This window comes from Paraburkholderia haematera, assembly GCF_905220975.1.
Taxonomy (GTDB): domain Bacteria; phylum Pseudomonadota; class Gammaproteobacteria; order Burkholderiales; family Burkholderiaceae; genus Paraburkholderia; species Paraburkholderia haematera.
This window is the reverse complement of record NZ_CAJNBK010000004.1, coordinates 291,629-316,777: the sequence shown is the minus strand read 5'-3', so window position 1 is coordinate 316,777 and position 25,149 is coordinate 291,629. Positions and strand designations below refer to the sequence as shown.

23 protein-coding genes and 4 pseudogenes are annotated in these 25,149 nt (G+C 61.7%); 8 read left to right on the top strand and 19 right to left on the bottom strand.

Going from position 1 to position 25,149, the window contains the following annotated elements:
• Positions 1–197 precede the first annotated feature (197 nt).
• Entirely contained in the window at positions 198–482 is a 285-nt protein-coding gene (locus KHO23_RS11135; RefSeq protein WP_211611060.1) for a hypothetical protein, read from the bottom strand.
• Positions 483–776: 294 nt separating this feature from the next.
• On the opposite strand from KHO23_RS11135, the gene KHO23_RS11130 reads away from it, so the two are divergent.
• Positions 777–1,898 (top strand): AraC family transcriptional regulator, encoded by a 1,122-nt coding sequence (locus tag KHO23_RS11130; protein ID WP_211611059.1) that lies wholly within the window; start codon positions 777–779, stop codon positions 1,896–1,898.
• Here the strand turns inward: KHO23_RS11130 and KHO23_RS11125 are convergent.
• The gene (locus KHO23_RS11125; RefSeq protein ID WP_211611058.1) at positions 1,816–3,138 is read right to left on the bottom strand and encodes an MFS transporter; all 1,323 of its coding nucleotides are present in this window, start codon (positions 3,136–3,138) and stop codon (positions 1,816–1,818) included. The two genes, KHO23_RS11130 and KHO23_RS11125, sit on opposite strands and share 83 nt — an antisense overlap.
• A 295-nt stretch (positions 3,139–3,433) precedes the next feature.
• Between KHO23_RS11125 and KHO23_RS11120 the strand changes: the two genes are divergently transcribed.
• A complete protein-coding gene (locus tag KHO23_RS11120; RefSeq protein WP_211611057.1) occupies positions 3,434–4,057 on the top strand; it encodes an ABC transporter ATP-binding protein in 624 nt (207 codons plus the stop codon).
• A 45-nt stretch (positions 4,058–4,102) separates the two neighbouring features.
• On the opposite strand, the gene KHO23_RS11115 is transcribed toward KHO23_RS11120, so the two are convergent.
• From KHO23_RS11115 to KHO23_RS11100, 4 genes are all read right to left on the bottom strand, one after another.
• Positions 4,103–5,143, bottom strand: a complete 1,041-nt coding sequence (locus tag KHO23_RS11115; RefSeq protein WP_236066795.1) for a fimbrial protein — start codon at positions 5,141–5,143, stop codon at positions 4,103–4,105.
• A complete protein-coding gene (locus tag KHO23_RS11110) occupies positions 5,140–7,719 on the bottom strand; it encodes a fimbria/pilus outer membrane usher protein (protein ID WP_236066794.1) in 2,580 nt (859 codons plus the stop codon). The genes KHO23_RS11115 and KHO23_RS11110 overlap by 4 nt, the downstream gene beginning before the upstream one ends.
• 50 nt (positions 7,720–7,769) lie before the next feature.
• Positions 7,770–8,528 carry a fimbrial biogenesis chaperone gene (locus tag KHO23_RS11105; protein ID WP_236066793.1) on the bottom strand — a complete coding sequence of 253 codons (759 nt, stop codon included), beginning with the start codon at positions 8,526–8,528 and terminating at the stop codon, positions 7,770–7,772.
• A 106-nt stretch (positions 8,529–8,634) separates the two neighbouring features.
• Positions 8,635–9,180: a fimbrial protein gene (locus KHO23_RS11100; protein WP_211611054.1), complete on the bottom strand. Its 546-nt coding sequence runs from the start codon at positions 9,178–9,180 to the stop codon at positions 8,635–8,637.
• A gap of 405 nt (positions 9,181–9,585) precedes the next feature.
• On the opposite strand from KHO23_RS11100, the pseudogene KHO23_RS11095 reads away from it, so the two are divergent.
• Positions 9,586–9,864: pseudogene (locus tag KHO23_RS11095) on the top strand (amino acid transporter); the annotation flags it as partial.
• Between the two features lies 1 nt (position 9,865).
• On the opposite strand, the gene KHO23_RS11090 reads toward KHO23_RS11095, so the two are convergent.
• From KHO23_RS11090 to KHO23_RS11060, 7 genes and pseudogenes are all read right to left on the bottom strand, one after another.
• A complete protein-coding gene (locus KHO23_RS11090; RefSeq protein ID WP_211611053.1) occupies positions 9,866–10,282 on the bottom strand; it encodes a universal stress protein in 417 nt (138 codons plus the stop codon).
• Between the two features lie 134 nt (positions 10,283–10,416).
• Positions 10,417–10,743 (bottom strand): hypothetical protein, encoded by a 327-nt coding sequence (locus KHO23_RS11085; RefSeq protein ID WP_236066792.1) that lies wholly within the window; start codon positions 10,741–10,743, stop codon positions 10,417–10,419.
• Positions 10,744–10,770: 27 nt separating this feature from the next.
• Positions 10,771–10,986 (bottom strand): hypothetical protein, encoded by a 216-nt coding sequence (locus tag KHO23_RS11080; RefSeq protein ID WP_211611051.1) that lies wholly within the window; start codon positions 10,984–10,986, stop codon positions 10,771–10,773.
• Positions 10,987–11,104: 118 nt separating this feature from the next.
• Positions 11,105–11,479, bottom strand: a complete 375-nt coding sequence (locus KHO23_RS11075; RefSeq protein WP_211611050.1) for a winged helix-turn-helix domain-containing protein — start codon at positions 11,477–11,479, stop codon at positions 11,105–11,107.
• A 111-nt stretch (positions 11,480–11,590) separates the two neighbouring features.
• A complete protein-coding gene (kdpC, locus tag KHO23_RS11070; protein WP_211611049.1) occupies positions 11,591–12,172 on the bottom strand; it encodes a potassium-transporting ATPase subunit KdpC in 582 nt (193 codons plus the stop codon).
• Between the two features lie 159 nt (positions 12,173–12,331).
• Positions 12,332–12,808, bottom strand: a pseudogene (locus KHO23_RS11065) (potassium-transporting ATPase subunit KdpA); the annotation flags it as partial.
• Positions 12,809–13,036: 228 nt separating this feature from the next.
• On the bottom strand, positions 13,037–14,005 hold the full coding sequence (locus KHO23_RS11060; protein ID WP_211611048.1) for an O-fucosyltransferase family protein: 969 nt from the start codon (positions 14,003–14,005) through the stop codon (positions 13,037–13,039).
• A 332-nt stretch (positions 14,006–14,337) separates the two neighbouring features.
• On the opposite strand from KHO23_RS11060, the gene KHO23_RS11055 reads away from it, so the two are divergent.
• The 3 genes and pseudogenes from KHO23_RS11055 to KHO23_RS11045 all read left to right on the top strand — a co-directional run.
• Complete coding sequence (locus KHO23_RS11055) at positions 14,338–14,535, top strand: heavy-metal-associated domain-containing protein (protein WP_211611047.1); 198 nt, start codon at positions 14,338–14,340, stop codon at positions 14,533–14,535.
• A 98-nt stretch (positions 14,536–14,633) separates the two neighbouring features.
• Positions 14,634–15,032 (top strand): CopM family metallochaperone, encoded by a 399-nt coding sequence (gene copM / locus KHO23_RS11050; protein ID WP_211611193.1) that lies wholly within the window; start codon positions 14,634–14,636, stop codon positions 15,030–15,032.
• 125 nt (positions 15,033–15,157) lie between these two features.
• Positions 15,158–15,523: pseudogene (locus KHO23_RS11045) on the top strand (MerR family transcriptional regulator); the annotation flags it as partial.
• Here KHO23_RS11045 and KHO23_RS11040 read toward each other — a convergent pair.
• A complete protein-coding gene (locus tag KHO23_RS11040) occupies positions 15,491–17,284 on the bottom strand; it encodes an ABC transporter transmembrane domain-containing protein (RefSeq protein WP_211611046.1) in 1,794 nt (597 codons plus the stop codon). The pseudogene KHO23_RS11045 and the gene KHO23_RS11040 overlap by 33 nt on opposite strands.
• 236 nt (positions 17,285–17,520) lie before the next feature.
• On the opposite strand from KHO23_RS11040, the gene KHO23_RS11035 reads away from it, so the two are divergent.
• Positions 17,521–17,712 (top strand): hypothetical protein, encoded by a 192-nt coding sequence (locus KHO23_RS11035; protein ID WP_149667994.1) that lies wholly within the window; start codon positions 17,521–17,523, stop codon positions 17,710–17,712.
• A gap of 281 nt (positions 17,713–17,993) precedes the next feature.
• Here KHO23_RS11035 and KHO23_RS11030 read toward each other — a convergent pair whose 3' ends face one another.
• From KHO23_RS11030 to KHO23_RS11010, 5 genes and pseudogenes are all read right to left on the bottom strand, one after another.
• Complete coding sequence (locus KHO23_RS11030) at positions 17,994–19,757, bottom strand: tannase/feruloyl esterase family alpha/beta hydrolase (protein ID WP_211611045.1); 1,764 nt, start codon at positions 19,755–19,757, stop codon at positions 17,994–17,996.
• A 262-nt stretch (positions 19,758–20,019) separates the two neighbouring features.
• Positions 20,020–20,709 carry a substrate-binding domain-containing protein gene (locus KHO23_RS11025; RefSeq protein WP_211611044.1) on the bottom strand — a complete coding sequence of 230 codons (690 nt, stop codon included), beginning with the start codon at positions 20,707–20,709 and terminating at the stop codon, positions 20,020–20,022.
• Positions 20,710–20,839: 130 nt separating this feature from the next.
• Positions 20,840–21,865, bottom strand: a complete 1,026-nt coding sequence (locus KHO23_RS11020; protein WP_211611043.1) for an amidohydrolase family protein — start codon at positions 21,863–21,865, stop codon at positions 20,840–20,842.
• A gap of 62 nt (positions 21,866–21,927) precedes the next feature.
• Positions 21,928–22,449, bottom strand: a pseudogene (locus KHO23_RS11015) (MFS transporter); the annotation flags it as partial.
• Positions 22,450–23,452: 1,003 nt separating this feature from the next.
• Entirely contained in the window at positions 23,453–24,157 is a 705-nt protein-coding gene (locus KHO23_RS11010) for a Crp/Fnr family transcriptional regulator (RefSeq protein ID WP_211611041.1), read from the bottom strand.
• A 190-nt stretch (positions 24,158–24,347) separates the two neighbouring features.
• Between KHO23_RS11010 and KHO23_RS11005 the strand changes: the two genes are divergently transcribed.
• Positions 24,348–25,115, top strand: coding sequence for a class II aldolase/adducin family protein (locus KHO23_RS11005; protein WP_211611040.1), 768 nt, complete (start codon positions 24,348–24,350; stop codon positions 25,113–25,115).
• The last annotated feature ends 34 nt before the right edge of the window (positions 25,116–25,149 follow it).

Genomic DNA, 25,149 nt, shown 5'->3' with positions numbered 1-25,149 from the left:
CAGACCGCCTCACCCCAAACGTGCCATGGGAAAGACGCCCAACGGTTTCGCAGCAGAGCGGCGGGCCTCTATGGGCCCGTCCGCTTCTCGCCGCACTCTCAGGTCCTACTTTTTTATTGCCGGTACCTGATGGCACCGGTCTACTCTCCCGCAACTACCCCCGATCCTCGCAACCCTTCCCTTCGACAGATTCAGACTCAGGCGGCTGTACGCTGCCCCGGCTTCATCTGCGCTTCACTCCCGAGCTGGTCGAGAAGCTTGATGACGCGTTTGCGCTGGCTGACAATCAACTCGTGAGTCTCTTCCAGCACGCGAATGCGTTTTTCCCAGTACTCATGGTCTAACGGCACCAGCACGCTACCCGCGTCCCCACGCGCCACGTACTGAACCATGCTCTCAAGATGCTCCAGCTGGCTATCCACCAGACTGGCCGGACGCCGCCCGCCGCGCTGGGCGGTCGGTTGCTTGTTCGTGCCTCTCATCTTTCGATACCCCGTAAATTGGCCGCCGACAAGAACTGGGCCTCCACACCCAGTGCGCCGCGAATGCCGATCGGCGCTCTTTCTGCGCGCAGTTGCGTTTTCCAGCGCGGGGCCTGTTATAAACGGATTTATTGGGCCGTCGATGAAAGCGATCTGCATCTAATCATCCGACGATAGCGCATGTTTTTTGACAGGCTTTACCGTACGTCTCAGTTCTGGGCGACGGCGTGTTAAATATCTGGTTACCATCGCTACTTCACCAGAACCGCGTCCCCCGCTCGCAGCAATCCATCCATGAATCAGCGCACATTGCCGCCCCACCTGGCCGCTGCAGCCGCGGCCGAATCGCGCTCCGTCATTTCCACGAGCCGCTTCAGCACGCATGCGCTCGCAGCCGAGGAACAATTTCTGGCCTGGCGCCAGCGCGTGGGTCACGTGGTCGACGCGCCGCCGTCGAAGGAGCGGATCGCCAGGGGATTTCGCGGTGAGATCGACCTGTATGCCGTGGGCGGCATGGTGTTTACGGACTGCAGCACTGACCCCATGCTGCTGGAGCGGTCGGTGGCGCGCGTCTCAACAGACTCGCGGCGCGACTACGTCTTTCAACTGTTCGTGGAAGGCGAAATCGGCCATGTGACGGGTATGCGCAAGAAACGCAGTGCGCCGGGCTCGGTGCAGGGCATCGTCGCGTTCGATCTGAACCAGCCGTTCCGGGCCGAACGGCCCGAAAGCCGCCTTCTGAGCCTGTTCGTCCCGTCCGCGATCGTGGACGAGGAACTGGGCGACGGCGCGGCGCTTCACGGCCGGATTGTCCAGCAGGGTTCGCCGCTGACCGGCCTCGTACTTGAGCACCTGGTGGCGGTCGCCAGAGAAATCCCCACGCTCGGCCCGTCCGCTGCGGCGGACGCATTGCATGCCGGCGCCCAATTGCTGATGGCCACCTTCCGCAAGGAGGCACGCCTGACCGGCGCGAGCCGGGCGGCGCTGCAGGCTGCCGTGATGGGACAGGTGCGGCGCTACATCGATGCCAATCTGCACCAGGGCGACCTCACGCCGACCAGCGTGGTTCAGGCGTTACAACTGAAACGCGCCACGATCTATCGCTGGTTCGAGCACGACGGCGGGCTCGGCGCCTACATCCGCAATCGCCGGTTGCGGGAGGCGGCGGACGAACTGGTCCGTTTCCCGCATCTCCAGGTGACGGAAATCGCCTATGGACTCGGTTTCCAGAGCGCGTCCGACTTCACTCGCGCATTTCGCCGTGCCTTCGACATGAGCCCGCAAGATATGCGGGCACGCGCGTTGGACCTCCAGCACCTCAATGCGTGGGCGCTTACGCCGGCGGCTGCGGGACACCGGCAAGGCGCGCATCCGGCGCTTTGGTCTCGGGAAATGCCTTCAGCGCGGCAAGTGTGAGCAGGGTCGCGGCCATCAGATACCACGCGGGAATCATCGGATCGCCTGTCCGGTTGATCAGCCACGTCACGAGGAAAGGCGAAAATCCGCCGAAAAGAACCACGCCGAAGCTGTAAATCACTGAAATTCCAGCGGCACGCCGATGCGCCGGAAACGCTTCCATCATTAACACCGAACTCGGGCCTGCGTTGTTCACCGCGAGCGCCACATACGCCGTGATGATAACGAGCGCGGCGACATCGCCCACGCCGTGGGTCAGCGCCCAGAATGCCGGCCACGCGGCCGCCAGCGAAGCCACGAGCGCCACGTACTGCAGCGTCTTGCGGCTGGCGCAGCGGTCGGCGGCGCGCGCTATGAGCGGCGTCACCACGAGGATCACGAGGCCGGACAGGCAGGCCGTCAGGAGGCTGATCGCCGCCGGCCGGTGCAGCGTGCGAACCAGATAGGCCGGCATGTAAAAGACGGTGAGGTAGATGCCTACCGAAGGCGCCGCCATCATCAGGAGGCCGCAGAGGAAGGCACGCGGGTGCTCGGTGACGATCCGTCCCGGGCTGAGTCCCGGGCTGTGACTCGCCCGCTGCAGCGGCGCGGCTGCCGGCATCCGGCGGCGTAAATACCAGCCAACTGGCCCAATCAGCCCGCCCAGCACGAACGGAACGCGCCATCCCCAGTCGTGCATCGCAGCGGGCGACAGCAGCGCCGTCGTACTCGCCCCGACCAGCGCGGCGGCGAAGGCGGCTGCTCCCTGGCTCGCGCCGCGCCAGCTCACCATGAAACACCGGTGCCGGTAAGCCATCGACTCCATCAGCGAAGCCGACGCCGGCCCGATCTCTCCGCCTGCCGCGAGCCCCTGCATCAGGCGCGCGAGCACCATCAGGACCGTCGCGGCCGGGCCGATCGATGCATAGCCCGGCAGGCAGGCAATCAGCCATGTCCCAATGGTCATGAGTGTGAGCGATACCGTGAGGCCGGCTTTGCGGCCGCGGCTGTCGGCGATATGGCCGATCATGATCGCGCCAAGCGGGCGCATCACGAAGCCCGCGCCGAAGGTGGCGAGCGAAAGCATCAGCGACGACGCGGGATTGCTCGATGGAAAGAACAGATTGCCGATGATGACCGCGGAAAAGCTATAGACGGTGAAGTCATACGCCACGAAACCGTTACCGATAACAATGGCAATGACGATACGCCTGAGTTCTGCGCGGGACGGTTGGGCCGCTCTGGAGGCAGCAGTTTGCATGGATTGCGGTCGACGGGCGGAGCGTCGAGGTATTCCGGAAATGGGCAGAATGGAGGTGCAGCTCTTCTCTTTAACGGCGCAAAGAGACGCAACTTTACACCGGGCGCGCAGAGTTCGCGTGGCGTAGGTGAGCGGCGAATGCGGCCGTTGCCAGATGCCGGGAAACCCTCTGAGCGCGCTGCTACACTTGCAGACCGCCAACTTCCCGAAGAATGCCCGCCGCCCGGCATCGTGCTGATCGCAATCCGCATGAGCGTCGCACGGCACCTTCTTCGGCTGACACACTCCGCACGCCATGCTTCGATTCGAGAACCTCGCCAAGCGCTATAACGAGCGCATCATCTTTCAGGGACTGCACTACGACACAGTCGCAGGATCCGTCGCGCTCAACGATGAATCAGGCAGCGGCAAGTCGACGTTGCTTGGCATCCTCGCGGGCACGATCGAGCCCGACGCCGGCGACGTGTGGCTCGGCGGCCATTCGCTGCGTACCGCGACACAGGCGGCGAAATCCCTGCTGACGTATGTGCCGGAAGACTGCATGACGTATCCGGACCAGACTGGTCGAGCGTATCTGGATCGTGTGGCGTCGGAAAGAAAGACCGTGGTCGACGGCCCTACGCTCGATCTTGCCCATCGCTTCGGCCTCGAACCACATCTCGACAAACGCTTCGAGCAGATGTCGTTTGGCACACGCAAGAAATTCTTCCTGACGGGGGCCGTACTCGGCGAGACGAAAGTCGTGATCGCGGACGAACCGGTCGGCGGACTCGACGCTTCGGCGCGCGCGGTGCTGGTCGATCTGTTTAAAACGCTGGCCGAGACCCGCACGGTCTTTTTCTCGAGCTACGACTGCGCGTTTACGCAAGCATGCGGGGCGAAAACCGTCGATTTTGCGGACCTGGGTATGCACGGCTAGAAGGCTTGTACGCGCCGTCGAGTCGGCATGCCGTGCTCTCAAGCCTCATTGATAGCTCATCGTGAAGGTGGCCAGCCCCTTCACCGTACCCGGCCCTACCGTGCCGGTGGAGATGTACTGCGCAGTCAGTGGAATGCGGGTCGTACTCGCCGATGCACCGACCAGCCACTGATTCGGATTGCCGGCCACCGCCGAATCCGGCTCATAGCCGACCACGGTGCCACCGCTATTAAGCAGGCGTATCGCGACGCCCGTCGCGGTCGATCCGCTCGCCAGCGTCAGATTGCTGGTCGTGTTGCCGGGCGTGGTCGCATCGGTCAGCGTCACATAGACATTCGCACCGGCCTGGCACGATAGCCCGATGCTGAGACCGGTATTGCCGACTGCCGTGCCCACGGGGCTCAACGCACTGGCATTGACAGTTGGCAGCGCGACGCTGACCGACGGCGTCGTCACCGTGCACGTGGTCGCCACGATCGAGGTGTTATTAACCGAGATTGTCACGAGGGCCGGCGACGTGATGTTCGCCGGAACGTTGTGGCTGACCAGCGTGAGCAATTGCGGGATATTCACCGCACCACCCGTGGTCACTTGTGCGGCTGTTTTGACCAGTTGATAGGAGAACGTGAAGCTCCCCTGAAACGCAGCCGTCGTTGTGATCGGTGCGCCGAAATCGCCCCACCTGCCGAGGGCCAGCGTGGACAAAGTCGTGTTGCCGTAGGTGACGTCGACGACCTTGATGCCGATGCCCGCGATGCCGGTATTCCATACGCCCGCAACCGCGCTGCTCGTCAGTTGCGGATAGTACTGGATATACCAACCGTTGTTGTACGGCGGCACCGTGCCGGGATTCGACGGACAGTTAACGGAAACAGTCGAAGACTGCACCGGCCCGATTGCCGTGCCGACCGGTGTGTCGCGCGGCACGGTGATCGTGCCGAAACTGATCGCGGCCGAGCCGGTAATCGTGCATTGCAGCGCCGCACGAGCGGGCGCGCTGGCGACCAATCCGGCACACCCTGCCGCGCAAAGCATCAGGATGCCGAAGCATTTGCGCAGCGTACCGTATGAGCGAGACTTCTTCATTGCGCTTTTCCTCCAGCGGACGCACCCGCCGCTGCCTGGTTCGTTACGCCGGCCGTCGCGCCGCACACGGCATCGATATGCGCATACGCGCCGCGGTCTTCGCCCTTGGGTGGCAGGTGATAGCCGAATGCACACTGTTCATCGGCGGCATCGCCCCACTTCACCGTGAGCGCGCCGTCATCGGCCACGCCGCGCACGAAGATCCGGCTGTTCTGGCCGATCGCACCGACGCCCTGCCCCTTCGCGTCGTACACGGTCGCGCCGAATGGCAACGGTGCCCCGTTCGGCAAGCGGGCCGAGATCACCGCCGCCCTGCCCGTCACCGTGCCGAAGTGGATCATCACCACCGAATTGGCACGCGGCGCCACCTGCTGGCTGGTCGACTTGAATTCGACGTCGAGCGGGATTCCCTTCGGATCGATTTCGACCGTGTTCAGGCTATACGGCGTCAGATACGGAATCACCGCGTAGCCGAAGTTATCGATACGCACGCCGGACGAATTGGTGATGCGGGCGCCTTTCGCGTCTTTCGCCTCGACCACGCCGATCGTGTCGCCCAGATCGTTGGCAAAGGTCACGCCACCCGGATGCGCAACGATCGCACCGGTCACACCCGCCGACACTTGCGAGTAGCCGGAGCCGCCGCTTGCACTCGCCGCCAGCGTCGCGTACGGACTGCGGTACTGGCCATTCACGCCGCCGGCACTTGAACCCGGCGCATGGTTAGCCGTCACGCCATACGTGAATTCGTTGTCCACGCCGGCCGAGCCGTTCAGCATCGCCTGCTCGGACGAGCCACTCTGACTGTTATGCGTGAAGCTGGTCGACAGGGTCGGTGCATGCTGGCCGGTGCCGAGCGGAATCGAGACGCTCGCAAACAGCTGGTTGTTCATCTGCCCAGTCAGGCCGTCGCGTTGCCTCGACAGCGAGACGTTGTAGCTGAAGCTGGTGCCGAGCGCGCGCAACACATTGTTGTAGCCGATCTGGAATTGCGTGGTGGTGCCGCCGCGATTCCAGTAGTCGAGCGTCGAGCCGACCACATAGGCGTTGCCCCAGCCATTGCCGAAGGTCTGGTTCATGGTCAGTTGGACCTGATTGCGCTGACGGTCGACGGCGCTCGGGTCCTGTCCCGCGGCAACCGCGCTGCGCGCCAGCATGGCGTCGCGCAACGCCCAGAAACCACTCGACGAATAGCGATAGGCGGCGACGGTGAAGTTGGTGTCGGTGGCCGGCACCAGCTTGCTGTAGCTGATTCGCACGCTCTGACCGGTCGTATTGGTCACGCCGCGAATGTTGGCGCGCGCCTCGGTCACGTCTAACGCGACCGCGCCCAGCGGCGTATTGACCGCCGCGCCGAGCAGTCCCGCGAGATAGCCGTTTGCGACAATCGTCCCCGCGTAACCGGTGATCACGTTGTTGAAACCGTGCTGCACCGTTCCCTGAAGCAGGTTGTCGTGCTGATTGACCTGCGCGTCGCGAAGCTGGCCCGCGGCGACATTGAAGCGCGTGATACCCGGACGCAGCAACTGCGCGACCGACGCATAAGGCACCGAGAAACTATGCTGGCTGCCGTCGGCCTCCGTAACCGTGACGAGCAGATTGCCGCCATAGCCCGTGGCGTACAGATCGTTAATCTCGAATGCGCCCGGCGCGACCGTCGTCTCGTACAGCTTGTTGCCGTTCTGCGTGACGCTCACACGCGCATTGGTCATTGCCACGCCACGAATCAGCGGTGCATAACCCCGCAGCGAGTCGGGCAACATGCGGTCATCGCTCGCGAGTTCAACACCGCGAATACCGATGCTGTCGAAAACGGCGCCATCGGTAAAGGCGTCGCCCAGCGTCAACTGGCTGCGAATCGACGGCAGATCGTGCTGCACGTAGGTCGCGATATTCTGATATGTGCGCGGCCCGTTCGATTGCCACGTCAGCGCCGAATTTTGCCGGAAGTGCCAACTACCGATATTGACGCCGCTATTCAGGCCGAGATAGGTCTGCGTATTCGCGGAGCCCGACCCTGTCACGCGAAATGAATTCAGGTTGTAGCCCAAAGTGGCTGAAGTCACGCCTTCGTCCCAGAATTCGGGGCTCACGTAGCCTTGGGGATTGCGCAGCAGGGATGCCTGCGGGATGCTCAAATCGAGCCGCAGATCGGACAGCTCGAAAGATTGCGACGCACCGTCGACGAGATCGGCGAGGTTCGCGCATTCACCCGCCTGGGCTTTTGCGAGTTCGCCGCGGCCCTTGTCCGACAATGCCGAAAAGTCCAGACCGAGGCGCTCGATCAGCGCCTTGCCGAAACAGGGCACGGCGTTCCCCGCGCCTTCCCGCGCCACAAAACGCTGCGTGTCGTGACCGATCCAGTTTCCGTTCACGTAGAGATCGACGGTGTACTCGCCGGGCTGCACCGGATTGCCGCGCTCGAAACGCGATACGTCGACGCTTTGGCCTTTCGGTTTCATCAGAAACTCGCTATTGAACTGCACGTCGGCAAGCATCGTCGAGTCGGCGAACGCAGGGGCCGTGCCCCAGGCGGCCAGCGCGCCGAGCATCACGGCATGGCTGCGCCTGAGCACGAACCAGTTTCCGGCGCGCGGCCGTGAAGAGTGTTCCCGGGTGCGCATGGTTACTTGCGGGTCCCGTCGCGCAGCGTTTTGCCGTTGACGCCGGCGCCGTAATCGTTGATGAACGTGTAGTCGACTTGCGCGGGCACGGCGGCGAGCGGCGCTACGTTGCCGACGTCGAAGTCCGCGCTCGCGCCCGGGTCGACCATGCCGCCCTTCTCGCTGGTCCAACTCGTTGTGCTTTCGCTTGCGACAATTCTGCTGAACGTCACGTGATAAGGCGTCGGATTGGTCGCCTCGAGGGCGTAAGCGCCGTTGTCTTTGCGCACGAATTTCCAGCTGACTTTCGCGGCCGCTTCGTCCGCATTGCCCGGCAGCCCAGCCGGACGAAAGAACAGCTTGATGCGCGAACGGAACGCCAGTTGCAGCGAATTCGGATCGTCCGCTGTCGCGCTGGCCGCTGCTCGCGGCGGCACTTCAAGGACGTTGAGCCAGAACAGCGACTCCTTGTCTTGCGGCAAGGGCTCCTGCGTGTAGATCAGCCGCAGGCTCTGCCCTTTCTTCGGATCGAGGCGAAACAGCGGCGGCGACAAGGTGAACGGCACCTTCGATTCGTCCGGCATCGCGTTCGGATTGCCCGTGTCGAGCCACACCTGCACCAGGGCCGGTGCGTCGCCCTCATTACCGAGCTTGACGGTCACTTCGCGCTCTTTCGCCTGATAGATCACGCGCGTCCCGCTGATCACGACACCCGCCTGCGCGCTGCTCACCCACCATGACAATGCGAAAACCGTCATCGCCTTCAATAAATTCTTTCGCATTGCCATTTCGTTATCCTGATTATGTGGCGAACTCGTGGTTCGCTCTGATCTTCTCGACAGCCGGCGCTTCGACGGGCGCCGGCCACCGCCCCGTAGCGTCTGATTTTTACTGGTAGACGATCGAGTACATGACGGTCGTATTGACGGTACCCGCCGTCGACGCGCCGTTCGTCGCCACGTATTGCGCGAAGTACTTGAGCGTGGCCGCACCGCTTGCCAGCGCGACCGCTTTCGAGTTCTGCGAGGCCTGGGCGGCACCCAGCGTAATGACGCTGCTGTCGCCGTTGAGCAGGCCGATTTCCACGTTGGTCGCCGTGCCCGTCGCATTGATCAGCTGTCCCGTGGTCGTATCGACGGTGGCGCCCGGCTCGAAATAGGTGGACACGTTGCCCGAATTCGGCGTGCAGTTCGACAGTGCGATGTTGAACGGCGTGCGGCCTGCAGTCGTGCCGGCAGTGGCGAGCGCCGAAGTCGAGACAGTCGGCAGCGTGACGGTAAAGTTCTTGCCGCCGCCGTTGCCGCTGATCGTGCAGGTCTGGCTGGTGATCTGACCGGTGAACGTGATGGTGCCGTCGGCCGCCTGCGAAGCGGCCGGCATGGCGGCTGCGGCAGCAATGGCCGTGGCGATAACGCCTGAGCGCGTGAATTTCATGGTTGTCCCGATTGATAAGTAATACGTCGTATTGAAAGACCGTGTGTGTGGCGGGTTCAGCAATGGCGTTGCGCGCAAACCGACCGCACCGGTGGCAATTATCGGGACGACGTCCAGAAGGGACAGTCAAGCAGTGTCAATCTGGAGGCGAAAAGTTTGAACCAATGTTAAAAGAGCGGCATGTAGTGACTGGAAGGGGCTTAAGCAAACGCACTCGTTTCCGATCCGGCATAGCGGGCGCCGACTGACGTCGCACTGGCGAATGCCCGTTTTCGCTCGACAGATGCCGGCGCTCCTTTCGATCCCATTACCGCGCCATCCCGGGTAGGGTCCGCTGGCACACGGCATGCACTGCTTGCAGCGGTGCTGGCCTTCGAAGCCGGCCTGCTGCTGGTGGGCGCACAAACCGGCTTGCTCGACTATGACGTGGCGCACGGCCGCCGGCACGGAATCGCCGCCGAATACCGGATCGATTTTGGCACCGACCCTGTCGAAGAGTTCATGAGACTGGCCGGAGCCACGATGGAGGAATTCCCGAACTGCGTTTGCCTCGCCAGCAAACTGATTTTCAAACGGGTGAATATCCTGACCAGGTGGCTGCACAATCACACGCCACTGGAAATTCAAACGCGCCTGCATCAGCAGGGCAAACAGATGGTGCTGCTGCCGATGAACGTTGGATGAGTCAGTGAACCATGGTCACCGGGGTAACCGTGTGCCTTGAGAGCGATGCGAACATGGCCAGTCTGCGGAAGAAGCCCATGTGGCTGGCATCGATCACCATCACGTCGGGTTGGGTGGTCGCGGCGTAGTCGGCGATTGCCTTCGTGCGGTGGCCGAATACCCGTTTCCAGTGATACGGCACGCCGGCTTCTTCGAGAACGGTGCGGACGTCGATCAACGCCTTCAGCATGGCGCGCTTCTCCTGGCGCACCAGTGCGCTGCGACTGTGGAAAGCCGCCGCGCGCCCCTGATCCACAGGTTCGAGGACTTCCAGCAATTCGACTTCGGTGACGCCGCGCTCCAGAAACATGAAGGCTGCGTAGCGCGCGGCTTCTATCGCGCCGCCGTGGTCGAGAACGGGGATTAGCATTCGTATCATCGAAAACTCCGGCGGAGTACTTTGTACTTTAAGCTTAGCCAATGCGGCGTTAATGTCGCGTAAAAATCTCCGTAAAAAACGCTCCGCCGTATTCTGCCGCGCGCAGGCAAATTCCATAGCGGTACAAAGCGCCCTCACGATGCCTGTAACGCAGCGGGATTCAGCTCAATATGCAGAATCACCAGCCACCGCTTCGGGCAATCCTCGGAAATCTGCAGATTCTGCTTCCCGTCGCCAACTGTTTTCACGAAACCCTTCGCACGCGCGAAGCCGAACGCCCGCCGTGCATCAGATTGCAGCCATAGCGTCAGCAACCCGCATGTCACGCAACTGAACAGCCAGATCGTGTCATGAGGCAGCGCTGCGTCGAGTTGCTGCGCCACGTACGTAAAAATAGTCGTGAGAACCTGATTGGTGACAAAGGCGATGGCAACGACCTTGCACATCCCTCTGAACATCATGGCGGATCTTGAGGGCGTCATGGAATTTCAAACCCCGAGCATGCGGCGCGCTTCGACCTCAGCCAATTCGAGCGCTGCGCCTGAATCACGCATCGGCCGGCCGCAGCCACGTCCGGTAATCTGCTGAATCTGCTTGCCTTGCCGGGAAGTCGTCACGCGCAGTGCGCCTTTGAACATGTTGCCCGGTGCGGGGAATACGCAAGCCTCGACGGTCACGTTGCCCTTTGTTTGTTTGAACGCCATACAACCTCCAGCCAATCGCTGATTTTTCTTGCGGCGGAACGCCAGACTCAAACTCTACGGGCGACGCCATAAAGGCCGGGAAACGATTGCCGCCGGCGATATAAAAATTCCGTGAAAATCAGCGCACGCCGACCAGCCGGTAGCCCACTCCCGCTTCGGTGACGATGTGTTCAGGATGCGCCGGATCGCGTTCGAGCTTGTGCCGCAGATGCCCCATGTAGATTCGCAGGTAGTGATGGTTGTCGGTTTGCAAGGGGCCCCATACCTCGCCGAGCAGGTGTTCATGCGTCAATACGCGTCCGGGATGGCGCACCAGCACGCTCAGTTCGATGATGACGAGATACGCCTGGCGCGTCGCAGCGTGCGCCAGGCCCTGTGCGCCGGTCTGCGCTTCGAAGACACTCATGCCGGCCGCTTCGAGGCTGATGCGAATGAAGCGGCGAATGGCTTTGTCAGTGTCGATCACAACGATTCTAACGGTGGGATCGCGCATGAATGTGCCACGTCGACAGCACCTCGTAGAGGTCCCGGTCAACGTCCAGGCGGGGTCTCCATAGATTATTGGACAAGCGCGCTTCATGCGCGCGCCAGTAAAGCAGCGCGTTCAATGCATCGGCTTGAGATCGTCCAAAGCCAGGTTGAGCTTCAGCACATTCACGCGTGCCTCGCCGACGATGCCGAACTGCCGCCCCGAGGTATTACGCGCAACAAGATTCATCACCTGTTCGACCGGCAGGCCGCGAGCATTCGCCACGCGCGCCGCCTGAAAGGCGGCAGCCGCCGGACTGATCTCAGGGTCGAGGCCACTGCCAGACGATGTCACCAGATCGACCGGTACCGGTTGCGTCATGTCGTTCCCGGCAGCCTTCAACGCATCGAGACGGCCTTTGATTTCGTCGGCGAGCGCGGGGTTGGTCGGGCCGAGGTTCGAACCACCCGAGTTCTGCGCGTTGTAGGGCTGGGGCGTGGTGGCCGACAGGCGCCCCCAGAAATAATGCGGCGCGTCGAACTGCTGGCCGATCAGCGCGGAGCCGGCCACCTTGCCGTTCCGCTCGAGCAGACTGCCGTTCGCCTGGCGCGCGAATGCAGCATGACCGATTGCGCTCACAACGATCGGATAGATCACCCCGGTGATGACCGTCATCAGGACGAACAGGACAAGCAGTGGGCGAAGCAGCGTTTTCATGATGTTCACTCTATTGGGTCAGACCCAGCCGAACACGTTCAGCACCATATCGATCAGCTTGATGAACGGGAACGGCAGCAGAATGCCGCCCAGCCCGTAGACCAGCAGATTGCGGCGCAACAGCGACGCCGCACCGAGCGGCCGGTACTTCACGCCCTTGAGCGCCAGCGCCGGCACGTACGTCAGTGCACCGACCAGCACCACCGTGCCGAGCAACAGCACGACGAACAGTGGGCCGTGCGTCGGCAGCGTGCCGGCGGTCGCGGAGATGCGTTTCTTTGCGGCCAGCGATCCGGCGATCGCCAGCACCGGCACAATCGAACCGAAGCGGCCGAACCACATGACGGTGGCCAGCGTGCTGTTGTAGAACGGCGTATTGACCGAGAGGCCCGCAAACGCGCTGCCGTTGTTATTGGCGGCCGAACTGTAGGCATAGAGAATCTCGGAGAATCCATGCGGGCCGGGATTGGCGATGCCCGCCACGCCGGCTGCCGACAGCACGGCGATCGATGCACCGACCAGCACGAGCAATGGTGTCAGCAGCACGGCAATCGACACCATCTTCATCTCGTACGACTCGATCTTCTTGCCGATGTATTCCGGCGTTCGCCCGATCATCAGGCCAGCCACGAATACACCGTGAAATTTAGGAAAATCCGCGTAAACACAGCATTAATACTTCGCGGAGTTTCGTAAAAACGAGGGGCATGGTCCAGGAACCCGCCAGGCTGGCGCGGCGGCATGGTCGTGCGGGGAGACTTTCAGGCGTTCGTACTGCCGTTTGAAACTGATAGGCGCCGCTCAAACAACTCAAGCAACTCAAGCAACTCAAGCAACTCAAGCAACTCAAGCAACTCAAGCAGCTTATGCCGCTTGAGCCGCCTTATCGTGCGCAGCCTGTTCGAGCCAGAGCCGGCTATCAGGAAACCAGAATGCGTCCGGGCGAGGCGGCGCAACGAGCTTCACTGGAAGAGAGAGATTGAAAATCTTCGACCATGCGGACAGATAGGACGGCGTCTTCACGAGGAATCCGCAACTGGCGAGAAGCAGGCTGGAAACCAGCGCCTCCCGGCCGATTGCGAGTCCCGGATAGCCGCTGAAGTGAATCGGCGTGCTGCCACATGCAAGGTGTTTTGCCGGTGCTACGCTGACCGGCTTGTTGAACGGCCAGGCGGTAAAGAAATCGATAAACGCCTGTTCGTCGCTCGATACGAAGATCGTGGTGAGGTGCGGGTTTTCCGCGAGCGTGGATTCAACCTGCCGGCAAAAGCTCCCCCATGAAACCGGAATGGCTTCGAGCGTCTTGTCAGTGCCTCTGAAATGCGCGCCAAGGGTCGACGCGCCGAGCCCGAGCGTCTGGCAGATCGCGTCGACTTCTTCGTAGATATGCGCGGCCGGCCGATAGTGCGCGAAGAAGAGTTCACTCGCGCTCGCAAGCCGAAGACGGGCTTCATACCTCTGACGAAAGCCCAGTTGGACCAGGTCGCGAACGGTCGACGTTCGCACCTTATGCGTGATCGCGGCGCCCGAGGTGGCGTGCACGGAGTCGAAGAAAGCCGAGAACCAGTCCAGTTTTCCTTCGGCGTCGCCATACAGCCCGCCGCGCGCGCTTATGCACGGGGTGAGGCATTTCTCTTCGCAATACATCAGAATAAACAGGACCATCTGCATCACGGAGAAAAACCCGGAGTTCTCCTGAATCTCGATGGAAAAAATGCCTCTGTTCAAGCGCTGTGTAGCATGAAGTGAAATCCGGCGTGGCATGGCCACGGAATGCTTGAACCCTTCGCTGCGTCGGATCTGTTTCGCCCGATCGACCACCTTTCTCAACATGCCGACTCCTAATTAATTAGGTATTCTTTGAAATGGCACGCACCTCGCACCTCTGTTTGCCGCGAAGGAAGGGACGGTCCAGCATAGCACCTCAAAAAATCCAGTCGCGTAAAGTTCGCCCCGTCTTGGTGAGCTAGCGCACAAAGCATCGGTAAGGTTTCCCCTGGATGCGCGCGCCGCACTGCGGGTTCAACCCGGCGCCTCCTCCGTGTACTCACAGGCCACCGTTCCCCTGGGATGCCTGCACCAGCCGGAACATTGGCATAGTTGCTTGACCTTCCCGCCGTGGGAAGGTCCACGCTTAAGCTCTGATTTCTCACCGGAGGTAAAAAATGGAATTCGAAATCCCGGATATGACATGCGGCGGATGCGCCAATGCCATCGCTCGTGCGGTAAGCGGCCTCGACCCCGCGGCGAAACTCGACGTCGATGTCCCCGTTAAAATCGTGAAGGTCGCGTCGGTATTGCCGCCGGAACGCGTCATCGAGGCAATCGAAGCAGCGGGCTTTCATCCTTCGCTCAAGGGCTAAGCAGATCGCATCAGCCGATGTTTGCCGATTGAGCCTCGCGCCCTGTTCGCAGCATCATGGCCGCTCGTTATAACTTTTCCACCGATGGAAAACCCAACATGAATAATCTTCGCGCTTTCCGTGCCCTTTGCCTTTTCGGCAGCATTGCGTTTGCCGTCGCGGCAACACCCGTCTACGCCCAGCAGGGCGCTTCGATGCCCGGCATGGACATGTCCGGTTCAGCGGACGCCGGATCGAATGCATCGACACAGGCCTTCAAGGACGCCGACGAGAAAATGATGCAGGCCATGGAAGCACCTCCCTACACGGGCGACGCCGACAAGGACTTCGTGGCCCACATGATTCCGCATCATCAAGGCGCGGTCGAGATGGCGCAGGTGGAACTGAAATACGGCAAAGATCCCGAGTTGAAACGCCTGGCCCGAAACATCATCAAGGCGCAACACGACGAGATCGCCTTCATGCAGCGCTGGCAGGCGAAGCACGGTGCAAAGTGACAATGGGCAACGTTGCCGCCGAATGCCTTAATGCGCTAAAGCTTTAACGTTGCAACGCCGTGCTTGACCCTCACGCAACGTCAGGTTCTAGTCTCGATGCAGGCAAGAAGAAAGGAGCGATTTCGATGCTGCTGAAAGTAGGTGAATTAGCCAGGCGATCCGGCATTACGGTGCGCACGCTTCATCACTACGACGCAATCGGGTTGCTCACGCCTTCTGCCCGCTCCGATGCGGGTTACCGGCTCTACAACCGCGACGACATTGCCAGGCTGCATCAGATCCAGGCGATGCGGCGGCTGGATCTGTCCTTGGCCGACATCGGGGCCTTGCTGGCAAGACCGGACTCCTCCCTCGCTTCGGTTGTCGAGCAGCAGATCACCGCGCTCACGCTTCAGACTGACCCGAAGGCCACGATCGCCTCCTCACGCCAACCCAATAGAGGCGCTCAAAGCGCCTCGCTACGCCGTCTGCCCCAACTGTTCGCCGAACTGCAAGGCTGCAAGCTGGGCATAGAGCGGCGAGCTCAGAAGGAGCTCGGCGTGACGGCCCTGCGCGACGATGCGGCCTTGTTCCAGCACGACAATGCGGTCGGCCTGTTGTACGGTCGCGAGGCGGTGTGCGATGACCAGGGTGGTGCGGTTCTGCGCGGCATTATCCAGCGCCTTTTGTACCAGCCGTTCGCTGGCGGCATCGAGCGCGCTGGTCGCCTCATCCAGCAGCAGGATGGGCGGATTCTTCAGGATCGCGCGAGCGATCGCAATGCGTTGACGCTGTCCGCCGGACAGTCGCACACCGCGCTCGCCGAGAAAGGTGTCGTAGCCTTGCGGCAGTTCTTCGATGAAACCGGCCGCAGCGGCCATCTCGGCAGCCTGTTGCACTTGCGCGAGCGTGGCGTCCGGCGCACCGTAACGGATGTTGTCCAGCACGCTCCCTGAAAAAATCACCGATTCCTGCAGCACCACGCCGATTTCCTTGCGCAATTCGACGAGCGGCACGTCACGCGTCGGGACGCCGTTGATCAGAATGCTGCCGGACTGCGGATCGTAAAAGCGCAGCAGCAGTTGAAACAACGTCGTCTTGCCGGCGCCGGACGGCCCGACCAGGGCGACATGTTCGCCCGGACGGACATCGAGCGAAAGTGCGGAGAGCGCGGCAATGCCAGGGCGCGATGGATACGAGAAGCCGACATTGTCGAAGCGAATGCCCTCGCCTCGCGCGGGCAGCGCAACCGTGGTCGCGGACTCCAGCACCGGCGAGCGCGCCGCCAGCAATTGCAGCAAACGTTCGGTGGCGCCGGCCGCGCGTTGCAGATCGCCCCATACTTCGGCAACGGCTCCCACGGCGCCGGCGGTGAACACCGCGTAGAGAATGAACTGGGACAACTGTCCCGCCGTCATCCGCCCGGCCAGCACCGCCTGCGCCCCAAGCCACAGCACGAACACGATCGCGGTGAACACCAGCACGATCACCACGGCGGTCAACCAGGCGCGCGCGCGAATGCGCGTGAGCGCCGTCTCAAAGGCCGCCTCCACCGCGCCGGAAAACCGCCGCGCTTCAAAGGGCTCCTGCGTATACGACTGCACAGTGGGCATGGCGTTGAGCACCTCGCCCGCCAGTGCGCTCGTGTTCGCAATCTTGTCCTGGCTCGCGCGCGAAAGACGCCGCACACGCCGGCCGAAGATGACGATAGGCGCGACCACCACGAGCAGCGTCGCGATGATGTAGCCGGACAGCACGGGGCTCGTCACCGCCAGCATCGTCAGGCCGCCGGCCAGCAGGAAAAAGTTGCGCAAGCCGAGCGACAGGCTGGTGCCCACCACTGTCTGGATCAAGGTCGTGTCGGCGGTGAGTCGCGACAGCACCTCACCGGTCTGTGTGGTCTCGAAGAACTGCGGACTCATCCCCAGGACGTGGTCGTAGACCGCGCGACGCAAATCGGCCGTGACCCGCTCGCCCAACCAGGACACCAGGTAGAAGCGCAACGCCGTAGCGCTGGCCAGCACCAGCGAAACGACGAATAGCGCAAAGAAATAGCGGTCGATGTGCGCCCGCTCGCCCCCCGCGAAACCACGATCGATCAGGTATTTGAACGCCACCGGCAACACCAGTGTGGCGCCCGCCGACGTCACCAGCGCGAGGAACGCGAGCGCCCAGCGGCCGGCATAGGGGCGCAGGAAAGGAAACAGTGCAAACAGGGGGCCGATACGTCGTGAAGGCGACGAAGGCGACGAAGGCAAAGCAGCGTCTGGCATGAAGATTCCCAAGCGAATCGAAGGTCACCCAGATTGTGCCAGTCTTGCGGATTCGAAGGCGGCTCACATAAAAGCCTGACGCCGATCCACGAGTGCTTCTATGTCCGCCACGCATCGTCCTGAAGAACGGTCCGCCCATGCAGCAACACGCCGCCCGTCTGACTGCTTCCACGTGCTTGCCGCGACCGTCCATCTGGTTCAAGATCGAGTCGACTCATTCGGTCGAGGCCATTGCCATGACAGACGACTCCGATCCCGACAAACTGAAAGGCCCCGGTGGCTTGACGTTGCGTCAGATCCACGAACAGGTGCAGAAGAGCGTCGAGCGCGACCGCGAAGAGCAGGCATCGCGCAACGCTATTGCTCCGCAGCGCAGCAGATGGCAGCGTTGGGTGCGCTACGTGTGGGGCCGCAGCGGGCGTCGTTAGACGGCGGCGGCATCAAGAGCCGCGGCTTCACCTTCTCCAGCGCGTCGCTGAAGTTTGCCGATGTGTCGGGCTGCGCTACACGCTCGCCAGTGTCAATGTTGGAGGACTCGCCGGTGGAGGGTGGACGCATAGTGGCTCAGAGCGATTGGAACGCGGCGTTTCATGCAGGCGGTGGCTGATTTTCGTTCGTACGGAACCGAAGTGCGGACTCACGGCGATCGCGCGTGAGAGGTAGGCCAGCCCCTAAGGGCCGGCCAATGATCCCGCTCGCGCGAATCCGCTTACGGGGCCGCAACACCCTGCGTCGTCGCCGTGTACGGCGAGTAGAAGCTAATGCCGGCCCAGGTAGGCGTCGGTGCGTTATACCGCGCTGCGCCCTGGGTAAAGTTGGCGCCGTTGTGCCAGTCGCCGGTACCGGTGTACTGGGGCACCGCCGGATACGGGTACACCGGGCGCGAAGCGGTCACGGCGTTCGACGAATTGGTCTGGTACGTCATGACAGCATTCGGAGCGCTGCCCTGTTCGACCCAGCCGGTGATCTGCGTCACCAGGTCGATGTTGGGAAAGCCCTCGCCGCCGCCGCAGTGGCCGACGCCCGGCACGAGGTAGAGGCGCGCGGATGCGTCCACGTTCGACGCGCCCATCGTGTTTTGCATGGCCTCGTAGTAGTTGATCGTGAAGAGCGGCGAAATGTGCTGGTCAGCCCAGCCGTGCCACAGGATCAGCTTGCCGCCCGCTTTCTGGAAAGCGGACAGGTCGGGGTTGGTGGCATCGATGAATGGGTGGTTAGCCTGCAGGAAGTTCGGATAGAAACTCGCGTCCCGATAGCCGAAGGTGTCGATGTTCGGCATGCTCGGCGAACCCGTGAAGATCAGATTGTAAGCACCTGTCACGATCGAGTAGCTGAACAGACCGGTAACAGGCACGGGAGCGGCCGTCGAGTTCGTGCTCGGCACTTCGACGCCAATCCAGTTGATCTCCGAACCCAGTTGCGGCGACCCGCCCAGCATGCGTTCACCGGTAGTGGCATCCACCGGGCCGCCGTAGATCTTGCTGGCGGTGGCGACTTCAGCCGCGGTCAGGCAGCTGCTGGTGTTCGTCGCGCCGTTCGGGCACTGGATCGATGCCGGGTCGAAATTGCATATACGCGGATCGGCCAGCAGGCCGTCGGGCACCCCGGGCTGGCCACCGCAGGCAGCAACGACCGCCTTGTGCAGCACGGCAACCTTGTCGGCATAAAGCACGGCATTGCCGGTGCTAGTGCCGGTAGTGCTGTTCGATTCCACGCTCCAGCCGTGATACAGCGAGTTCTGGATCTGGAAGTGAGCAGCCGGAGCGCCAGCGACGATGCCGTTGTAATCGGTCGGGTAACGTTGCGCGGCCATCAGGGCTTCGCGGCCACCGTCAGAGCAACCTACGAAATAGGAATACTTCTGCGCCTGCCCGTAATAGACCTGAATCAGCTTCTTCGCCGCGAGCGTCGTGATGTGCTGGCCGCGATAAGCAAAGTCAGCCTGCTTTTGCGGATCCGTGGTCCACGTGGAGTCCTGGCCCTGGTGACCCATGTCGGTTGCTGCCGTCACGAAGCCGCCTTTCTGCACCAGCGGGCAGGTATAGCTGAAACTGAAGGCGCTTTGCTGGGTCGGATCGCTCAGGTTGCCGCACAGGCCACCGCAGCCCAGTTCCGCAAAACGTTGCGTATAGGTGCTCACAGGCAGCGCCACCTCGAAGGTGTTCGAAGGTGCCAGCGTACCCTTCACCGTGCAGAAGCTGACGGCGGCGCCATTGATGGTGGCGCTGGTGACGGTAGCCGAAGTAATCGAACTGCCCGCCCCGCCGATGCCGGTGATGTCCACCGAGGCCAGCCTGGAACAATCGACGACTGGAGCAACAACGGACAGCGGCGGATCGGCTGCGGGAGTGACGCTGCCGCTGCCGCAAGCGGCGACAATGGCGGTGGCCACGCCAATGGCAAACACTGCCAGCAGCGAGGCGGCCCGCGCACGAGTGCGCGCAAACAGCCCGAGGGGATGCGGAGTTTTCATGCTTGTTTCCTTAACTTGTCTCTTCTGTCGGATATCAGAACCGTCCCTGCACGCCGGGATCAGACGACGCACTCTCGATAACGGCACGATTTATTATGCAATCCTTATTTATATGACGTCTTGCCCTCCCCTGTTCGGCATGCTCCTGTTCACAAAGCGTATCTTTCGACGCGCAACATCATGGCCACTTCACGACATGGTGCACACATGCGTGCGATAGCCACTGATCACTTTGCGGCGCTGTCGCGCGTTTGGGCTGACCTCATGCCGGGTCCATGCCGTGCGCAAGCTTGACCGAAGCCGCCCGAGGCGAGGCGAGGAACGAGATCAGTTTCCGGACCTCGTCCGCCTGCCTGGACGCCGTGCAGACCGCAGCCGAGAAAACAGTCACGACCTGGATCTCAGACGGCAGTGACCCGATGACATCAATGCCCGGCAAGTGAATCAGCTCGCTCAATTGCTGGAAACCGAGTTCGACATCCCCGCTCGCGATAAGCGAGCCCACTGGAACGCCTGGCGGAGCCTGCACGATGCGCGGCGCGATAGTTTCGGCGATGCCCCAGCGCTCGAACAGGCGCGACAGGTGAGAGCCGCTGGGACCCGTGGAATAGCCGATGCTGCGCGCGGCCAGAACGGCGTCGCGAACAGCCGCCTCACTGCCGACCCCGGGCTGCGTCGCCCCGGCTGCCACGGCAATCGCCACGCCCGAGCGGGCAAGGTCTGTCCGGCTGCCGGCAACAATCTGGCCCGCCGCCGCCAGCCGGTCAATCACATCGGCTGCCAGTACGACCAGATCGCACGGCTCGCCGTCCATCACGCGCCGGGCCGCCTCGACGCCGCCAACCGATTCGATCAAGACACGTTGCGGCGCATGTCGCATGTATTGTTCGACAAGATCGGCCAGCACATGGCGGGTAGCCATCGATGAGATACCGCTGATCGTCTGGCTCATGAATAGCCGCCACTGCAATCCGTCGTGCCCCCGGCAATCACGGTCGCGGTTCCGGGCGCACCGTGTTTCGCCGTGATGTCACCGTCGGCTCGTTGCATGTTGCGATATACAACTCCGGGTTCATACATCATCAATGCCCCTTTGTTTTCAGCGCTGCATCGAGGCGCGGGTAGACGCGTCGCGCGTTACCCTCGTAGATCTTGTACCGTTCATCCGCACTGATATGCGCGGCCTCGATGTAGCGCTTCGTGTCGTCGAAATAGTTTCCAGTCTCCGGATCAATGCCGCGCACCGCGCCAATCATCTCGCTCGCAAACAGGATATTGTCCACGGGAATCACACGCGTCAGCAGGTCGATGCCCGGCTGGTGATAGACGCAGGTATCGAAGAAGACGTTGTTGAGCAGATGTTCCGTCAGTAGCGGCTTCTTCAGTTCCTGGGCCAGTCCGCGAAAGCGCCCCCAGTGATACGGCACAGCACCGCCGCCATGCGGGATCACAAAGCGCAGGGTCGGAAAGTCGCGGAACAGGTCCGACGTCAGGCACTGCATGAAGGCGGTGGTGTCCGCATTCAGGTAATGCGCGCCGGTGGTGTGGAAGCACGCGTTGCAGCTCGTACTCACATGGATCATCGCGGGGATGTCGTACTCGACCATCTTCTCGTAGATCCGGTACCAGTAGCGATCCGACAGCGGCGGGCTAGTCCAGTGGCCGCCCGACGGATCCGGATTGAGGTTGATCGCCACGTTGCCGTACTGCTCGACACACTTCATCAGTTCGGGAATGCAGGTGGCAACGTTCACACCCGGGCTCTGCGGAAGCATCGCTGCCGGAATGAAATGATCTGGAAAGAGCTGACTCACGCGATAACACAGCTCGTTGCAGATCGCCGCCCACGTGCTGGAGACCTGCAAGTCGCCAATGTGATGCGCCATGAAGCTGGCGCGCGGACTGAAAATCGTCAGATCGAGGCCGCGCTCGTTCATGAGCCGCAATTGATTGCTTTCGATCGATTCGCGCAACTCGTCGTCGCCGATCTTCAATTCCGAGACCTTCTGCATCTGCGAAGGATCGTTGATGCCTGCGATCTGGCGAGCGCGCCACGTCTCCAGCGCCTTTGGCGCGGTCGTGTAGTGGCCGTGAATATCGATGACCATTGTTGCTCCAAACTGCTGATTCGATTACCGGCGCGATGCCGCAAATGCGCGCGCCGGCCTCCCTAGTGTGCGGCGTTCGGCTGCGCAGTGGGCTCGCCCGCCCTCGCGCGCTGGGCCACCAGGATGGCAAGTGCTGCCAGCGTCGCGGGGACCGCCAGCATGGCGAGGATTGCGCCAAACTGCCATCCAAGCCCGAGCAGCGCGCCACCTATCGCGGAGCCGAAGATGCTGCCAAAGCGGCCCATGCCAAGCATCCAGCTAACCCCGGTTGCGCGCGCAACCGTCGGGTAACGACCCGGTGCAAACGCATTCAATCCCGTTTGCGCCCCACTCATGCAGAAGCCGGCAGCGAACACCAGCAACACCAGCGACGACGACAAGGCCCCGATCCATGCCAGCGCAAGTACGCACAGAGCACCGCCAAGGTAGGCTGCACTGATCACCGGTGCCGGGCGCACTTTGTCCATCATCCAGCCGACGAGAATCGCGCCGATGGTCCCACCAATCTGGAACATTGCCGTCACGTTGGCGGCCGTGGTGACTGTCAGGCCAGCGTCCTTCATTAACGTGGGCAGCCAGCCGGCACTCATCACGAGACCAAATGCGGGCCGCGATATGCCCCAGTCGTGGATGATGGCGGGCGCAACAAAGCCCATGATCGCCACGTCCATCCCATCGGCAGTCACCACGAGAAAGCACAGCGCCACCAATAGCCACTGGTAAAGCGAGATGGGTCGCTCGTCGATGAATGCCTTGATATCAATTACTTCGCCGCTTGCCATTGATTCTCTCCTGTCGCCTTGCCGCCTCTGGCGTAACGCGACGATCGTGTGCGCGTCTACAACCGCGTCTATTTAGAAGCGAGTGTGGATGCCCACTCGGGCAATCGCCTGGGTGGCGCTGCTGGATGCGCCGTCCGAACTGTTCAAGCCGTTGATCTGTGCCTGAGCGCCGACAGCCGCGAAAGTGGCGCTCAACAGTGCCAGCGAGATTTTCCCGCTCTTCTCCACAAATTCTCACTACATTTTAGTTAGTTTTACTAATTTCATTATCTATTGACTATTTCGCATCCGAAGCGCGGATCCAGAAACTCACTTCTACGGGATGAAGCAGGTCCGCACGCGTTTTGCGGGTGCAGGCGGAAAGTCGGGTGCGTCTGATCTCTGTCCAGCTTCGACGCGAAACGGGTACGCCGGGTCAATATAGTCGGCTTACCACGGTTTAGAAATAGGTCCGTCCAGACGGAACAACGCAAAAAGGAAGCGCTGAGCTTCGTTTTTCCATGCAAGGGTTTTCACGAACTCAACCTTCCCGCGGTGACACAACATGAAACTTCATTGACCTTAAGCCATTGATAATTAATATTATTTAACTTAATCCAGGTGGGAGGCCTGGCGGATCAACGAGAAATGCCGGCGATAAACCCACGCCCCGAAAACGGACCATGTCATTCGGATCCGATAAATAAAACAGATGGCATGCGGTAGCACTTGGCAACGAACCGGGCCATAGCAAACGCCAGGCGTTTATATTCGTCCCGGCGGAGCGCATTGAGAACGGTCAACGGCAAGTGCGCAAGCAGCACGCTCACGGGTTCGCGTCGCCAAGACTCGCCGCTCGCAGCCGGTCGAAATCCAGAATGACGATCTCCCCGAACCTCAGGCTCAATATGCATTGGCTTTCGAGACTCTTGAGCAACTGATTCGTGGTCTGTCGCGACAGGGACACCATTGAAGCGAGACTGTCTTGCGAGAGCCTGATTTTGCTCTGCGTGGCGTTAAGGCCGCCATACCCTCCTGCGATCAGCAGCAGGCGGCTCGCCACGCGCTGCGCCGCGGGCAACAACGTCATCGCTTCGGAGGTCTCGAACGAAACCCGAAGTCTTTGTGCCATCAGCAACGCAAAGTCGCGCCAATAGCCGGGCGTTGCGTCAAGCAGGCTTTGCAGCGCAGGCTCGGGTACGTGCAGCAAAAGCGTCCTGCTGACTGCGGTGGCGTCATGCGGACGCGGCAGCTTGTCGAACAACGAGATTTCCCCCACCCATGCGGTCGGTCCGAGCACCGCGAGCAGGGCTTCTTTCCCGTCCACCCCGACCGTGCCGATAGCCAGCGCGCCGCCCAGCACCGCGTACAGGCCGTCAGATTGATCGCCACGCCGATACAGAAGTTGGCCCTTTTCCAGCGTGAGCAGACTGGCGTGGGCGATCAGATAGTCCCGTAACTCGACAGGCAGGCCTCGAAACCACGGCGTCGTTTCGAGTTGTGAGCGGTAGCGGTGCAGACTGGATTCCATTGGCGCGTCGACCTGTCGGGTATCGGACAGATTTTATGTGGCTTTGCGAACATCATGTGGACTCGCATCCGACAACGTCATGACGGTGGCCCTTGATGCCGCTTTTGCGCCGCAGAGACCGCAGGCGTGATCTGCAGGGCGTTGTCTCAGGTAATTCCATTGCTTGAATCATCGAATAAGGAGTGCCGACGTGGCTTTATCTCATGACAGTCTGAAGAACGACGTATCGCCTGCCGAATGGGAAGCGCGAGTCAATCTCGCAGCGGCGTACCGCCTCACCGCACTGTTTGGGTGGGACGACCTGGTGTTTACCCACATTTCGGCACGCGTGCCCGGCCCGGAGCACCATTTCCTGATCAACCCGTACGGCATGATGTTCGACGAGATCAGCGCTTCGTCGCTGGTCAAGATCGATCTCGACGGCCGCAAGGTTTCCGAATCGCCGTATGACGTCAATCCGGCGGGTTTCACGATCCATAGCGCCGTGCATACGGCACGCGAAGACGCGTTTTGCGTGATGCACACTCACTCGGTCAATGGCGTTGCCGTGTCGGCGCAGGAGGGAGGGTTGCTGCCGCTCTCCCAACAGTCGCTCGGCGTGCTGGCGTCGCTCGGCTATCACGACTACGAGGGCATCGCGCTCAATGAAGCCGAGAAGCCTCGCCTCGTTCAGGACCTTGGAAGCAACACTTACCTGATGCTGCGCAACCACGGTCTGCTGACGGTCGGCGCGGCGCCCGCGGACGCCTTCGTCGCCATGTATTTCTTTGAAGCGGCCTGCATGATTCAGGTGCGTGCGCAGGCCGGCGGCGGCAAGTTGATTCCCGTCGCACAGCCGATTCTCGACGGCATCAAGGACCAGATCCGGATGGCGACGCGGGGTGTCACGCCGGGGGCGTTGGCGTGGCCCGGCCTGCTCCGCCGACTCGACCGCCGCAACCCCGGCTACGCCGAATAGCGCTATCCGTTCGCACAGTGCGCGATGCGTTGCG